This is a genomic window from Actinoallomurus sp. NBC_01490, from assembly GCF_036227085.1.
Classification (GTDB): domain Bacteria; phylum Actinomycetota; class Actinomycetes; order Streptosporangiales; family Streptosporangiaceae; genus Actinoallomurus; species Actinoallomurus oryzae.
This window is the reverse complement of sequence record NZ_CP109433.1, coordinates 8,562,768-8,576,507: the sequence shown is the minus strand read 5'-3', so window position 1 is coordinate 8,576,507 and position 13,740 is coordinate 8,562,768. Positions and strand designations below refer to the sequence as shown.

At 72.1% G+C, this 13,740-nt stretch carries 13 protein-coding genes; 5 read left to right on the top strand and 8 right to left on the bottom strand.

From position 1 onward, the window contains the following. The first annotated feature begins 55 nt into the window (after positions 1-55). Positions 56-625, top strand: coding sequence for a DUF732 domain-containing protein (locus tag OG417_RS39455; protein ID WP_329240139.1), 570 nt, complete (start codon positions 56-58; stop codon positions 623-625). A gap of 81 nt (positions 626-706) precedes the next feature. Next, positions 707-1,387 carry a DUF732 domain-containing protein gene (locus OG417_RS39450; RefSeq protein WP_329240136.1) on the top strand — a complete coding sequence of 227 codons (681 nt, stop codon included), beginning with the start codon at positions 707-709 and terminating at the stop codon, positions 1,385-1,387. A 38-nt stretch (positions 1,388-1,425) separates the two neighbouring features. On the opposite strand, the gene OG417_RS39445 is transcribed toward OG417_RS39450, so the two are convergent. Together OG417_RS39445 and OG417_RS39440 are read right to left on the bottom strand one after the other, a co-directional pair. Continuing rightward, the gene (locus OG417_RS39445; RefSeq protein ID WP_329240134.1) at positions 1,426-1,935 is read right to left on the bottom strand and encodes a MerR family transcriptional regulator; all 510 of its coding nucleotides are present in this window, start codon (positions 1,933-1,935) and stop codon (positions 1,426-1,428) included. A 9-nt stretch (positions 1,936-1,944) separates the two neighbouring features. Beyond that, a complete protein-coding gene (locus OG417_RS39440; RefSeq protein WP_329240133.1) occupies positions 1,945-2,820 on the bottom strand; it encodes an SDR family NAD(P)-dependent oxidoreductase in 876 nt (291 codons plus the stop codon). Between the two features lie 164 nt (positions 2,821-2,984). On the opposite strand from OG417_RS39440, the gene OG417_RS39435 reads away from it, so the two are divergent. Then, positions 2,985-3,410: a PaaI family thioesterase gene (locus OG417_RS39435; RefSeq protein ID WP_329240132.1), complete on the top strand. Its 426-nt coding sequence runs from the start codon at positions 2,985-2,987 to the stop codon at positions 3,408-3,410. Positions 3,411-3,420: 10 nt separating this feature from the next. On the opposite strand, the gene OG417_RS39430 is transcribed toward OG417_RS39435, so the two are convergent. From OG417_RS39430 to OG417_RS39410, 5 genes are all read right to left on the bottom strand, one after another. Continuing rightward, on the bottom strand, positions 3,421-4,098 hold the full coding sequence (locus OG417_RS39430; protein WP_329240130.1) for a class I SAM-dependent methyltransferase: 678 nt from the start codon (positions 4,096-4,098) through the stop codon (positions 3,421-3,423). An 82-nt stretch (positions 4,099-4,180) separates the two neighbouring features. Further along, a complete protein-coding gene (locus OG417_RS39425; protein WP_329240128.1) occupies positions 4,181-6,028 on the bottom strand; it encodes an ABC transporter ATP-binding protein in 1,848 nt (615 codons plus the stop codon). After that, complete coding sequence (locus OG417_RS39420) at positions 6,025-7,857, bottom strand: ABC transporter ATP-binding protein (RefSeq protein ID WP_329240126.1); 1,833 nt, start codon at positions 7,855-7,857, stop codon at positions 6,025-6,027. The genes OG417_RS39425 and OG417_RS39420 overlap by 4 nt, the downstream gene beginning before the upstream one ends. After that, complete coding sequence (locus OG417_RS39415) at positions 7,854-8,306, bottom strand: MarR family winged helix-turn-helix transcriptional regulator (RefSeq protein ID WP_329240124.1); 453 nt, start codon at positions 8,304-8,306, stop codon at positions 7,854-7,856. Before OG417_RS39415 ends, OG417_RS39420 begins: the two co-directional genes overlap by 4 nt. A gap of 231 nt (positions 8,307-8,537) precedes the next feature. Beyond that, entirely contained in the window at positions 8,538-8,894 is a 357-nt protein-coding gene (locus OG417_RS39410; protein ID WP_329240122.1) for a four-helix bundle copper-binding protein, read from the bottom strand. Positions 8,895-9,377: 483 nt separating this feature from the next. On the opposite strand from OG417_RS39410, the gene OG417_RS39405 reads away from it, so the two are divergent. Beyond that, positions 9,378-11,162 carry a hypothetical protein gene (locus tag OG417_RS39405; RefSeq protein WP_329240119.1) on the top strand — a complete coding sequence of 595 codons (1,785 nt, stop codon included), beginning with the start codon at positions 9,378-9,380 and terminating at the stop codon, positions 11,160-11,162. A gap of 24 nt (positions 11,163-11,186) precedes the next feature. Here OG417_RS39405 and OG417_RS39400 read toward each other — a convergent pair whose 3' ends face one another. Further along, positions 11,187-12,521, bottom strand: coding sequence for an FAD-dependent oxidoreductase (locus OG417_RS39400; RefSeq protein WP_329240118.1), 1,335 nt, complete (start codon positions 12,519-12,521; stop codon positions 11,187-11,189). Between the two features lie 126 nt (positions 12,522-12,647). On the opposite strand from OG417_RS39400, the gene OG417_RS39395 reads away from it, so the two are divergent. Continuing rightward, positions 12,648-13,412, top strand: coding sequence for a TenA family transcriptional regulator (locus tag OG417_RS39395; RefSeq protein WP_329240116.1), 765 nt, complete (start codon positions 12,648-12,650; stop codon positions 13,410-13,412). The last annotated feature ends 328 nt before the right edge of the window (positions 13,413-13,740 follow it).

The window sequence follows — 13,740 nt, the reverse complement described above, 5'->3', positions numbered from 1 at the left end:
AGCGTCCGGCGACTGATCGTCGGAGCCGGTCGGCCCTTGATAAGGGACTAGTGCGATGCGAACCAAGACGGGACTCAATACAGCGCTGATCGGTATTGTCGTCGCGTTGGTGATAACGGTCATCGCGGCGGCAGGGTCTACTGCGCCGATGCTTGGACCTGCATCGGCCATCGGCTCCCCGAGGCGCGATTCGCAGACTCGCCTCGGCACCGACAGGTCGTTTCTGCAGGGCATTCATCGAGCGGGCATCATCGCGCCGGACCAGGAGGCCGTTGAGACGGCGAATGAAGTCGCCAGGATGGACTCATCGAATGCCAGCGCCGACGACATGGCTCGTGTCATCCGTAACTTCGGGGTGTACGACGAACATGTCGACGCGTTCGAGGCGGCAGCAATAGCCGCATACGGTTCGTATGGGCAGGATGCGGCGTTTCTGCAGGGCATCCATCGAGCGGGCATCATCGCGCCGGACCAGGAGGCCGTTGAGACGGCGAATGAAGTCGCCAGGATGGACTCATCGAATGCCAGCGCCGACGACATGGCTCGTGTCATCCGTAACTTCGGGGTGTACGACGAACATGTCGACGCGTTCGAGGCGGCGGCAATAGCCGCATACGAGCTCTGACGAGGCCGCGGCTCCCGCGAAGCGGGAGGGCGCGGACCTGCCGGCAGGGCCGGTACGGGAGCTGATGATATGAAATGCCATGTGAAGCCGCTGGTGTCGGCGATGGTCTGTGTCGCGATCAGCCTAGCCGCTGGTTATTCTCTCCTGAGCTCGCTGTACGTCGCGTCCGCGGCATCGAGTGCTGTAGTGGCGCAAGAGGCCAATGGCACTCCCTACGAGGACGGTTACCATAAGGGATATGCCGACGGCTTGGATTGGGGGAGGAGCCACTGTGGGGCCGCCGAGGAGACAGATCCGGTTTCCGGCAGGTCGGGACCTTATTGGGATAGCTACAAACAAGGCTACCTGGCCGGATTCCCGGAGGGCCTGAGCAACGGCCAGGCAGGGCACTGCGTCGGAACGTCGGAGAGGGGAGCGCCGCGCACTCACGACATAGCCGTGGCGCCGACCGGGTTGATCAATGAATCCAATTTCGATGATCGATCGCCTTCGCCTTCTGGTGACGACGCGATGTTTCTGCAGAGAATTCGCGATGCTGGGATCACCAAAGCAATGATCTCGGATGATCAGGCCGTTAGCACTGCCCAGCGAATAATCTATCTGGTTTGCGACCGGAATGGGCCCAGCCGCCTCGACACGGAAGAGCTCCTGGTGGGTAAATTCGGCATGAGCGCCCAGCAAAAGATCGCCTTTACGCAGGCGGCGCTCCAGATCTACCGGCATACCAGCGACACCAACAACTGCGGCAGCGCGGTGCGCTAGGGACGTGATGGCCGATCTTCGTGGCGCTTCTCAGCGGACTACCGATCGGGTTCCTGTTCGTGTTGCCCGGCTCGGTTCTGCGGCGAGCCGGTGCGGCCGCCGTAGGTCGCGATCTTGTATTCGGTGGCGGCCAGGGACAGGGTGAGTTCCTTGAGCTGCCGGCGGATCGTGTCGCGGTGTTCGAGCAGCATGTCCAGGCGTTCGGGGACGGTCTCCTCGCCCTCGTCGACCAGTTGCACGTAGTGCTGCAGGTCGCGCATGGCCATTCCGGACAGGCGCATGCGGGTCAGGAACACCAGTCTCCGTACCGCGTCCGCGTCGTAGCTGCGGTGCCCGCCGGCGTCGCGGCCGACCTCGACCAGGCCGACCCGCTCGTAGTAGCGCAGCGTGTGCGGTGACATGCCGAGCAGGTCGGCGACCTCGGTGATCGTCATGGGCTCGCTCGCGTCGCCCACGTCGACGAGGCGGTGGATCACCTCCACCGACATCGGCCCGTCGACCTCGTCGAGTGCGGACAGTGCCTTGGACATCAGATCATCGGTGGCCACGTCATCACCCTAGATCGGGCGGGCCGACGCGGCGACGTCGGGGAAGTCGGCGGCGTGGGCGGTCGGCGCCCAGCGTTCGAGCTCCTCCAGGCCTCGCCGGTAGGACCGGCCGATGCGCTCGACCGCCTCGCGCCCGAGCGGAAGGCGCAGCGGCAGCTCGTCACCGGCGACCAGGTCCACGACGATCTCCGCGGCCCGCACCGGGTCGCCCTCCTGCACGCCGTCGGCGCCGGCCATGTCGCCGCGGACGGCCTCCAGCACTCCCGCGTACGCGGGGCTGGATCCGGCGAACCGGAGCACGTCGGGCGCGTTGAACGAGGTGCGGAACCGGCTCGGCTCGACGATCATCACCCGCACCCCGAACGGCGCGACCTCGCCGGCCAGCGCCTCCGACCAGCCTTCGAGCGCGAACTTGCCGGCGGAGTACGCCCCGACGCCCGGGAAGGAGATGCGCCCTCCCTGGCTGCTCATCTGCACGATCGTGCCCGACCCCTGGTCGCGGAAGAACGGCAGGACGGCCCGTACGAGCGCCGCCGGGCCCACCAGGTGCAGCTCGAGGGAAGCGCGCAGCTCGTCCTCGCCGACCTCCTCGGCCGCGCCGACCACCCCGCGGCCGGCGTTGTTCACCAGCACGTCCACCCGGCCGAACCGGTCGACCGCCGAACGCACGAGGTCCCCGGCGCGCCCGGTGTCACACACGTCGAACTCGGCGACCAGTACCTGGTCCCGGTGGGCGTCCGCGAGGCCGGCCACCGACCCGGGCCGCCGTACGGCCAGCACCACGTTGTCCCCCTGCCCGATGGCGCGCTCGGCGATGGCACGGCCGAAGCCCGCCGACGCGCCGGTGATGATCCATGTCCGCTTACTGGCTGATCGCGATGTCATGCCGGAGACGCTAGGAGTTTGAGCGCGCTCGAACGCAAGCGCGGCGTCCGCCCTTCCGCTCTCCGTTGCCCGCGCCCGAAGACGGAGTCACGCGCCACCGGCGTGTAGCTCGCCGGCCCAGGGGACTACACCGCCGGTTTCCCGGGAGGCGGCAGGATCGGGAGATGGCCGAACTCTTGACCGGCGCGGCTCTGGCCGCCCGCGCCGCGGAGGCCCTGGAGGTCCCGCTGCAGCGTTCCCTCGGCGCCCGGCTCCTCGACCCGGCCGCCCCCGCCGCCGGCGCGTGGTTCGTCGTGGACGGCCTGGCGAGCAACGGCCGGGGCGCCCTCCACGCGGCCGCCCTGGGCACGATGCTGGAACTGGCCGCCTACCTGGCGCTGCTCCCGAGCCTGTCGGTGTCGGAGGACGCGGTGACGCACGCGATCGCCACCCAGCTCGTCGCGGCGGCCAAGGACGGCGACCGGGTCGAGGTCCGCGGCCAGGTGGACCGCCGCACCCGGCGCCTCGCGTTCCTGTCCGTGGTCGCCACGGCCGACGACCGCACGATCGCCCGCGCCCAGCTCACCAAGTCGATCCTCGGCCCGCGATAGCGGCCGGGCCTCAGCCGGCGCACTCTCGCGGTTTCCGCGCCCGTACGGCCAGGACGGCCGGGGTCGGCTCGCCGCCCTCGGTGAAGCGTTCGAGGGCCAGACCGGCGTCGAGGAAGGCGTTCAGCAGGGCGGGCAGCGGCCAGTGAGAGGCGCCGACCTTGTCGCGTACGCCCTGGTCCGTCCATGAGGCCTTGGTCCAGTGGCCGTCGGCGTAGCCCCGGCGGATCACCACCGCCCCGGGGTCGGCGCGGTCGGCGAACCCCCCGCAGAAACACGGATGGACCCCGACGTGCACGAACACCCCGCCGGGCCGCAGCACGCGCGCGGCCTCGCGGAGGACGGCCGGATAGCCCGGCATGTCCGTGTGGACCATCACGGCGATCACCGAGCCGAGCGATCCGCTGCGGACCGGCAGGCGTTCGGCGTCGCCCCGCGCGACCGGCAGGCGGCCTCGGGCGTGGCGGAGCATCCCTGCGGACAGATCCACCCCCACCGGCGTACGCCCCAGCGAGCGAACGGTGGCCGCGTGGACGCCCGTGCCGCAGCCGATCTCCAGGCAGGTGCCCGAACCCGGCCCGAGCAGGTCGCGCAGGGCCCGATCGATCCCGATCGGGTCGGAGTCGTCCCGGCCGCCGAGGAACTCCTGTTCGTACCAGTCCGCGATCGCGTCGTACGCCGCCGGTGCCATGCGCCCTCCTCGCCTCACCCCGGACCCTGTCACGCCCCCGCCCGGCCTGCCATGCGCTTCGCCGTCGGCGGACCGAACGAGATCACGGCGGGTCGAGGTACGCGCGGGCCTGGAGGGTGAAGAGCTGGGCGTACGTGCCGCCGGAGCGAAGGAGCGCCTCGTGGTCGCCCACCTCGGCGACGCGGCCCTGGTCCAGGACGACGATCAGGTCGGCCATCCGTACGGTGGAGAAGCGGTGGGAGATCAGCAGCGTCACACCGCCCGCCTCGCGCCCGGCACGGGACACCTCCGCGAACCGGGCGAACAGCCGCGCCTCGGCGACGGCGTCCAGGCTCGCCGTCGGCTCGTCGAGGACGGTCAGCAGCGGCGCCGGACGCATCAGGCCGCGGGCGAGCGCCAGCCGCTGCCACTGCCCGCCGGAGAGCTCCTGGCCGCCCGTGAACCACCGGCCCAGCGGCGTCGCCAGGCCCTCCGGCAGGCGCTCCACGACCCGGCGTGCCCCGCCGCGGTCCACCGCGGTGCCGACCGCCGCGTCGTCGCCGGCGCGTGGCAGGTCGCCGGCGCCCACGACCTCGCGTGCGGTCAGGCTCGGGCGCAGGAAGTCCTGGAAGACCGCGGTCGTCCGCTCGCGCCACCGGTCGGCCGGCATCGCGGCCAGGTCCTCGCCGTCGACCAGGATCCGGCCCTCGGACGGCAGGTACATGCGCGTCAGCAGCTTGACCAGCGTCGTCTTGCCCGCGCCGTTCTCGCCGACGACGGCGACGGTCGCGCCGGCCGGCAGCGTGAGGTCGACGTCGCGCAGCACCGGTTCGTCCCGGCCCGGGTAGGCGAAGGTCACCGACTCCAGCCGGATCCCGGTGCGCAGCGTCGCCGGCACCGCCCCGTCCGCCGCGGAGTGCGCCGTGGCCGCGTACCGCTCCAGCCACAGCAGCCGCCGGGCGGTACGCACGGCGGCGGCCAGCGAGCCCGCCGTGTCGGTGGCGCTCGAGACCTGCGCCTGCGCGCGGCGCATCAGGCTCACCGCCATGACCACCTGCCCGGGTGAGGTATGCCCGTGGACCGCCCGCAGCACCAGCACGATGATCACCAGGACGAACCCGGCGGCGTAACAGACCCACCCCAGCCCCTCCCACGCCGCGGCGCGCAGCGCGGCGCGGACCGAGCCGGCGCGCACCCGTTCGGCGATCGCCGAGTGCCGGGCCGCGAGAGCGCCGGTGACGCCGTACGTGCGCAGCTCCTTGGCGGTGCCGGCGGTCGTGGCCAGGGCGAACAGCTGGTCCGCGAGACGCCGGTCGTCGGCGAGCGCGTCACCGGAGGCCTGCTGTACGCGGCTCGCCCGCCGGTCGGCGAGCATCGGCGCCAGGCCGACGAGCGGCACGACCATCACGGGCGGGTACACGGTCGCGAGCAGCACGATGATCGCGGCGCTGCGGATGACCACCTGCCATCCGCCGAGGAGCTGCCGCGCGGCGCCCGCGAGCGTACGACGGCCGTCGCGGAGCTGGTCGATCTCGCTCAGCAGGTCGGGGCGTTCGAGGTGTTCGACGCCGGGCACGGCGTTGACCAGGATCGCGATGCGCGCCATGAGGTAGCAGCTGACCCGGTCGGTGAGCGCGGAATTGCGCGCCGCGCCCATCGTCGTCAGGGTCCACGCCACGGTGAACAGCGCCGCGACCACGCAGACCCCGGCGACGACGCGCGCCCGGTCGTGGGCGAGGGCACCGTCGACCATGAGATGGAACCCGAGCGGGAACGTCGCCGACGCGACCGCGGCCACGGTGGTCGCGGCGAACGCCCACGCGAGCATTCCCGGCGCCGCCCGCCACGCGGGACCCACGAGAACGCGCGGCACCGTGCCGGAGGGCCGCACGGCCTGAAGCCCCCACATCGCGTACGTCCGGCCGGCCCGCCGCGGTTCGTCCACGTTCATCGGCCTTCTCCGAAGCGGGCGACCTGGAGGCGGAACATCTCCGCGTACGTCCCGTCGGCCCGCAGCAGTTCGTCGTGGGTCCCGGTCTCGGTGACGCGGCCTCCGTCGAGCACCGCGATCCGGTCGGCCCGCCGTACGGTCGAGAAGCGGTGTGAGATCACCACGCTCGTGACCCCCTTGGTGATGTCGAGGAACCGGTCGTAGAACCGCGCCTCGGCCCGGACGTCGAGCTGCGCGGTGGGTTCGTCCAGGACGAGGATCCGCGCGCCGCGTTCCACCGCGTACAGCGCGCGGGCGAGCGCGAGGCGCTGCCACTGACCGCCGGACAGGTCCTGGCCGCCCTCGTACTGCGCGGACAGCACCGTGTCCCAGCCGCCGGGCAGACCGTCGACGAGGTCGGCCGCGCCGGCCCGGCGCGCGACGCGTGCCAGCGCCTCGGTATCGACCGGCTCACCGAGCAGGCCGAGGGCGACGTTCTCGCGCGCCGTCAGCGGGAAGCGGGTGAAGTCCTGGTAGACCACGGCGACCTGCCGCTGCCACTCGCGCGCCGGCAGGGCAGTCAGCGGTACGCCGTCGATGAGGATCCGGCCCGCGGTCGGGTCGCGCAGCCGGGACAGCAGTGTGACCAGGGTCGTCTTGCCCGCGCCGTTCACTCCGACGATCGCGGTGGACGTGCCCGCCGCCAGGACCAGGTCGAGGCCGGTCAGCACGTCGTGATCGGTGTCGGGATAGCGGAACGCGACGGACGCGAACACCACGTCCTCGCGCGGCAGTCCCGCGACCGGGACGGCGGCGGTGTCCTCCCCGGGCTCGGCGGCGTCCTCATCGGGGTCGGCGGCGCTCAGGTCGCTCGTGAGCGCGTCGAGGTCCGGCACCGAGGCGAGCATGCCCTCCAGGGCGAAGTCGGCCGCGTTGACGCTGCCGGCCTGCATGCTCGCGGGGAGCATCGTCAGCATCACGACGAGCGCGCCCAGCGTGATCGTGTGGTGGTACGCCGCCCGGCCCAGCAGCGCGGCGCTCACCGCGTACACGCCCAGCACCAACGCGCTGAGCAGCGCGATCCGCCGGTTGATCCGGCGGAGCTCCGCCCACGAGGGCCGCATGGCCTCGTCGTACAGGGCACGGTGGCGGCCGACCAGCCAGTCGCCGAGCCCGAACACCCGGATCTCCTTGGCCGCCTGGGGACGCCGGGCCAGCCCGGCGAAGTACCAGCTGCGCCGCAGCGTCTCCGTCGCCCGCCGGTACGTGCCGACCCGCGACCGTACGAGCGCCCGCAGCGGCCGGTTCAGCACCAGCCACATCGCCAAGACGCCGAGCCCCAGCCACCAGTGGAACGCGGCGAGCACCGCGCACGCCAGCACGCCCGACAGCCGGTCACCGGTCCGGCCGATCAGCGCCATCGCGGCGCCCGCGGGCTCCTGGCTCATCAGCTCGCCCTGGGCCGAGGACAGCCGGTCCAGGACGGCCGGGTCCTCGAGGTGGTCGATCCCGGCCGGGGCGGACACGGCCTCGATCAGCCGCCGCCGCGTCACGACGCTCATCCGCGCCCGGGCCACCGTGCTCAGCGCGTCCTCCACCGGGCCGCGCAGCAGGGACACGGCGTACAGGCCGCCCGCGGCGCCGAGGTCCACGAGCATCCGGTGCCCGGCCGGCGAGCCGAGCCCGTCCTCGACCGCGGCCGGGATGCCGCCGACGGTGCGGCCCATCGCGACGAGGACGACGTTGGGCAGCAGGGCCTCCACGACCATGAACACCAGGGCGGCGGCGAACAGGCCGGGCGCGGCGGAGGCGAAGTCGCGCAGGACCCGTGCGCGCGCCGAGGATCTCACGGGGTGTCCTCGAGGTCGTCCCAGGTCGCCAGCTCGGACATGAGCGTCCCGGCGATCCGCAGGACCTCCCGCTCGGTGGACGACAGACGCTCCATCGCGCGCGCCAGCCAGGCGGTGCGGCACCGTACGTCCTCCCCGATCCGCGCGGCACCTCGTTCGGTGAGGTGGAGCAGGACCCGGCGCCGGTCCGTGCCGGAGGGGCCGCGCGTGATCCACCCGCGTTCCTCCAGACGGGCGAGCGTCCGGGTCAGGGTCTGCGGCTTGGCCCGCTGGAGGGCGGCGAGACGGCCGGCCGTCATCGGCCCCTCGCGATCGAGGTGGGTCAGCGCGCTGATCATCGACAGGGTCGTGCCGTCACGCGGCCGCTCGGCGCGCATCCGCTGCGCGAGGTTCGAGGCGCCGATGGACGCCGCGACGGCCGCCTCGGGCAGCTCCGGGAAGTCCTCCACGGCCGAGGAGATTAGTAAGCCATGACGAAGGAATTCAACCGAATTTACGTGCCATCATCCTGAGATCGTTACGCAGTTGCGTACATACGTGCAGGGGAGATGGGTCTGTGGCCGTACTCAGGGGATGCCGCACTCGGCGCGGCAGGTGGTTCCGGGTGGGGGCGGCCTCCGTCGGGGGCGTTTCGGCCCCCGCCCGGCGAGCCGGACGACCGGACGGGGGCCTGACCGTTCTCAGGCCCGTACGCCGGCCAGGCTGCGGCACGCCTCGGCGCAGGTCCGGCAGATCCCGGCGCAGCGCTTCATCACCGGGTCGCTGTTCATCGTCGTGCACGCCTCGGCGCACATGTCCGCCACGCGGGCGCACGTGGCCGACATCTCCAGGGCCTGCGGCGACTGACGCATGATCATGTCAGCGCACGCGCGGGCGACGTCGACGCAGTCCATCAGTGGGCCCATCATCATCATGTCGACGTACTGGCCGCCCTGCTTCAGGCAGTGCGCGATCGCCTGCTCGCAACAGCTGTAGCTCTCGATGCAGGCGTCGATGGACTTCTGCATCTCCCCGCTGATCTTTCCGCCGTAGTTCACGGTTCCTCCTCGGATGGGGCCTCGCCTACTTCGCGGGCCCGGACTTATGACCCTCATGTGGCCATATTCCCCGGGCCGCGCGTCCGAGTTGCCGTCAGTCGTCGCTTTTATAAGGGTCACCCATTATTTTGCGGTCGCGCGTCACCTGGTTACGGCCGCCCTTCCACAGAGGTGGTTAATTTGCGTAAAGGCCCCGGCCCTTCCTTTGGGGCGGATTGTGCTGTTGTCTCGGAACGTACGGATCGCGCGGGTCTTTTCTGGGGATTCGTCCCCTGATCACCATCCTCCGCTCGCCACGCCGGGGGGCCGCGGGATCCGGATCTCTGGGGGGAGCGAGGGGCCCGGCGGACGTCCCGTCGCCGGGCCCCTTGATACTCGGCGCTTGATCCGACCCGAAATCCTTACGTTGTGCGCTCCGACCGTGTCAGGAACCAGATACGGTCTTTGGGCTGACAGTCCAGATCATCCCGATACCGAGGGGGGATGACCGTGTCCGGCCCGACGGACGAGAACGTTCCCGCATCCGGCTCCGCCGCGCCCTCTGACGAGGACGAGAGCCGGGCACCGGACCGGGACGAGGCGCGCCCGCCACGGGAGACGCCCGCCGAGCCGCCCGCCGGGACCGACGGCGATCCGGACGGCGAGGCGCCGCACGACGACGGCCCGCACGACGACGGCCCGCACGACGACGGCCCGCACGACGACGGCCCGCACGACGACGGCCCGCACGACGACGGCCCGCACGACGACGGCCCGCAGGACGGCCCGTACGAGGCAAGCCCGCAGGAGGCCGGGCAGGAGGGGATCACGCGTCCGTGCGCCTACTGCGGGCGGCCGATCCCGCAGCCCGGCGACTCGTCTCCGGCGGTGCGGTACTGCCCGGACAACGGAGGCGCCTGCGCGAACGCCGCGGCCGAGCGGCGGCGGCGCGACCAGGACGCTCCGGGGCTCGCCGGCCAGGTGGCGCGCACGTGGGACATGGTGGAGCGGCTGGAGGACGTCGCGGAGCTGCTGGCCATCTCGCTGACGGGAGGCCTCAGCGTCGCGGGCGTGGAGCGGCGGCTGGCCGAGGCACGGGCCGAGGCCGCGACCGCCCTGGCCGAGGCCCACCGCGAGCGTGAGGCGGCGCGGCTGGAGGCCGAGCAGGGGCTCGCCCAGCTCGGCGCCGCACGCGACGAGGTACGGCGAGCCGAGGCGCGGGTGGCCGAGCTGACCGCCCGGCTGGAGTCCGCGTGCGCCGAACGCGACACCGCCCGCGAGATGAGCAACGAGGCGACCCGCACCGCCGAGGCCGCCAACACCGCGATCGCCGCGATGAGTGACGAGCGCGACCAGCTCGTGCGGCGGGTCGCCGAGCTCACCTCCGCCCTGGACCTGGCACGGGAGGAGCTCGCCCGCCAGCGGGAGGAGCTCGCCGGCGCCGAGGAGGCGCGGAAACGGTCGATGGCGCTGGAGGAGACGCGCACCCGGCTGCGTACGGCCGAGTCCGAGCTGGACAAGATGCGCACCACCGCCGAGATCGCGCAGAAGGGCCGCGCCGCCGCCGAACAGGCCTGCGCCGAGGCCGACCGCCAGGCGCTGGAGGCCCGCTCGCACGCGGAGGAGATGAGCCTCGAACGCGACGAGATCGTCGCCGAGCGCGACTCGCTGGCCGCCGACCTCACGTCGTGCCGCCAGGAGCTGGAGGCCGCGAAGGCGAGCCTGGCCGAGGGGGAGCGGATCGCCGCCGAGCTGGAGGAGTGCCGCGGCGAGCTCGAACAGCACCAGTCCCGGCTCGTCGAGCAGCAGCTCAAGTCCCGCGAGCACTCCCAGATGGTCGACCAGCTCCGTGGAGCCCTGGCCACGATGATCGCCGAACGCGACGCCGCCCGCGCCGAGGCGGACGAGGCCCGCAGCGAGCTGGAGCGGCTCGTCAACAGCGGTCCGTCCCGCTCCCGCCACGCGCGCCCGGCGGAGTACGGCGCCCCACCGCCGGCCCCGCCCTCCGCCCCACCGTCGCTTCCGCCCTCCGCCCCACCGTCGGGCCTGCCGTCCGCACCGGCCGACGCCACGCAGCCGCCGGGCGCGTACCCCGCCTCGACGTCCGGCCAGTACTCCACACCGCCGGGCCAGTTCGCCGCGCCGCCGCCCGCCCCGGGCCCCGGCCAGGCCCTGCCGCCGGAGCCCGGCCAGGACCTGCCCCCGGGCCACGACCTGGGCGGCGTGACCGGCCCACCGGAGTCCTTCCGCCGCCATCGGTTCCTCCCGCCGGAGGAACCGGCCCCCTGACCCGCGCACCGGCCGCACGCAGGCTCATCGTGCGGGCGGGCCGCCGGGCGGTGCGGTGGGACGTACGGTGTTGGCCGTGACCCTGGCCAGGACGCCCGGAGAGAACAGCGACGCGGGGGCGGACGTCAGGGTCAGCACGTCCAGCAGGCTCGCGCACACGCGGCGGTCCACGTTCGCCGCCGCCACCACCCGGTCCACGTACGCGTTGATCAGCCGCGTGCTCAGCCCGGTCGGGGCGGCCTCGGTCTCCCGGTACCGCAGGTCCTCGCCGGTGGCCACCAGCCAGGCGCCCGCCGCGCTGCGGCTCGCTCTCTTCTGGAAGCGGCGTTCGAGGTCGTCACGGTCCTCGCGCAGGCAGCGGTCCAGGGCGACGGCGGAGATCGCCGCCACGCTCATGCCCTGCCCGTAGATCGGGTTGAACGCGCACGCCGCGTCGCCCATGACCACGAAGCCGCGTGGCCAGGCGGGCAGCCGCTCGTAGTGGCGCCGGTGGTTGGCCGTACGGCGGAAGCCGCGGATCGGGCTGAGCGGCTCCGCGTCGCGGATCGCCTCGTACAGCACCGGATCGCGCAGGCCCTTGGCGAAGTCCAGGAACTCCTCCTCGCCCGTCGGGCCGTAGTCGCCGCCCGCGCCGGACAGGCTGCAGATCCACCGGCCGCCCTCCTGCGGGAACAGCCCTCCCGTCCGCCGCGTCTCCGGCGGGTCCGCCTGCAGGTAGAGCGCCTTCCAGCCCGGGTCGAAGCCGTCCGGGATGGCGTAGAAGCGGCTCGCGTACCCCAGCAGCGGGTCCACCAGCGTCTCGGGTGGCGCGGGGTAGCCGAGGGACTCCAGCCACGCGGGCGCCCGCGATCCCCGCCCGGTGGCGTCGAGGACGAGGTCGGCCGCCACGGTCTCGCCCGACCGCAGCACCACCCCGGCGACGTCGCGGCCCCGGTGCACCAGATCCACCACCTCGTGCCCCTCCAGCACGTCCAGGGAGGGCACGTCGCCGGTGAGCCGCGACCGTACGGCCCAGTCCAGCAGCGGACGGCTGAACGTCAGCAGCCGCGTCACCGCGAACCGCGTGCGCCAGCCGGCCGCGGTCAGCCATAAGACGTCCGCGGGCACCCCGATCTCCACGGCGCCCGCGGTCAGGAGCGTCTTCTCCAGCCCGGGGAACAGCTCCTCCAGCAGGGACAGCCCCCGGGTCCACAGCACGTGCAGGTGACGCGACTGGGGGACGCCCGGCCGGAACGCCGCCCCGGCCGGGTAACGGTCGCGCTCGACCAGGGTGACGCGGTCGAAATGGCCGGAGAGGACGCGGGCTGCGAGGAGCCCGGTGAGACTGCCGCCGATGACGACGGCGTGGTCACGGTTCATGTGCGGCCTCCCGGACGGGCGGGGGCGGACAAAAGCTCCATACGGCGAGTCCGTCCTATGAAACCGGCATATTGACGCTCTGTATAGGGCGCGGATACTGAAAGGCCCGGAGCGAGGAGTCATGCCATGACCACCAGCAGCGATCATGCGATGAGGCCGCCGTCCCGTACGCAGCACCACCGGATGGTCAAGCGGGAGCTGACCGGAACGCCCCACCCGGAATGGGCGCTGGCCATGGTCGACGCGCTCAGGCCGGAGTGGTCGGCGGTGCTGGAGTCGCCCCTGTTCACCGCGACGGCGGACGGGGAGTTCCCCGAGGCGGCCTGGCGGCGGATCCTGCTCGACTTCTTCTGCGTCGTCGAGGCCTTCCCGAAGTACATGGGCGTGTATCTGGCCAAGACCACATTCGGCCAGACGCCCGGCGACCACCTCGCGCGCGACTGGCTGATCGGCAACATCCGGACCGAGGCCCTGCACGCCCAGTGGTACGCCGACTGGGCCGCCGCCCACGGCATCGGCTTCGACGAGCTCGTCTCCCACCGTCCCGGCCCCGAGGTCGGCGCGCTGTACGAGTACCTCTGGTCGGTCTGCTACCGAGGCTCGCTCGCCGAGGCCTTCGGCGCGGTGAACTACGCGATCGAGGGCACGACGGGGGAGTGGACGCAACGGGTCCTGCCGGCCTTCCGCAAGCGGTACGCCGACGACCCGGACGCGCTGCGGTGGCTCGTCGAGCACGCCGAGTACGACGACGCGCACCCGCGCGAGGCGTTCGAGCTGATCAAGATCACCGTGCGGGACGAGGCCGACCGGGAGAAGGTCGAGGCGGTCACCCGGCGTTCGCTCGAGCTCTTCCGGCGTGGCTTCGACGCGGGTTTCCACGCGGTTGGGTAATGTGACGGTGAATTCTCGATCAAATGAAACGGACTTTGATCCGATTCACGCCGGATAACAGAATAGTCCGGACTGGCCTGCGGCGACATGTCGCGAGTGCTCTTGATCGCCGCCTTTCATAACGCTCCCTTCGGTGGCATCTCTGCTGCTCAGCGTGGGTATCTCATGGTCGATCACGCTTTGCGCCTAACGGTCCAAGCCGCAGGAAGGGTTGCGAATGCATGTCACTGCCAGTGGTCTGAAATGGTTCATCTCCACGACCACCGGCGCCGCGATCATCACCAGTGCGGGTTGCGGCGGCGGTGGTAGTTCCGCGGGTCAGAGTGCC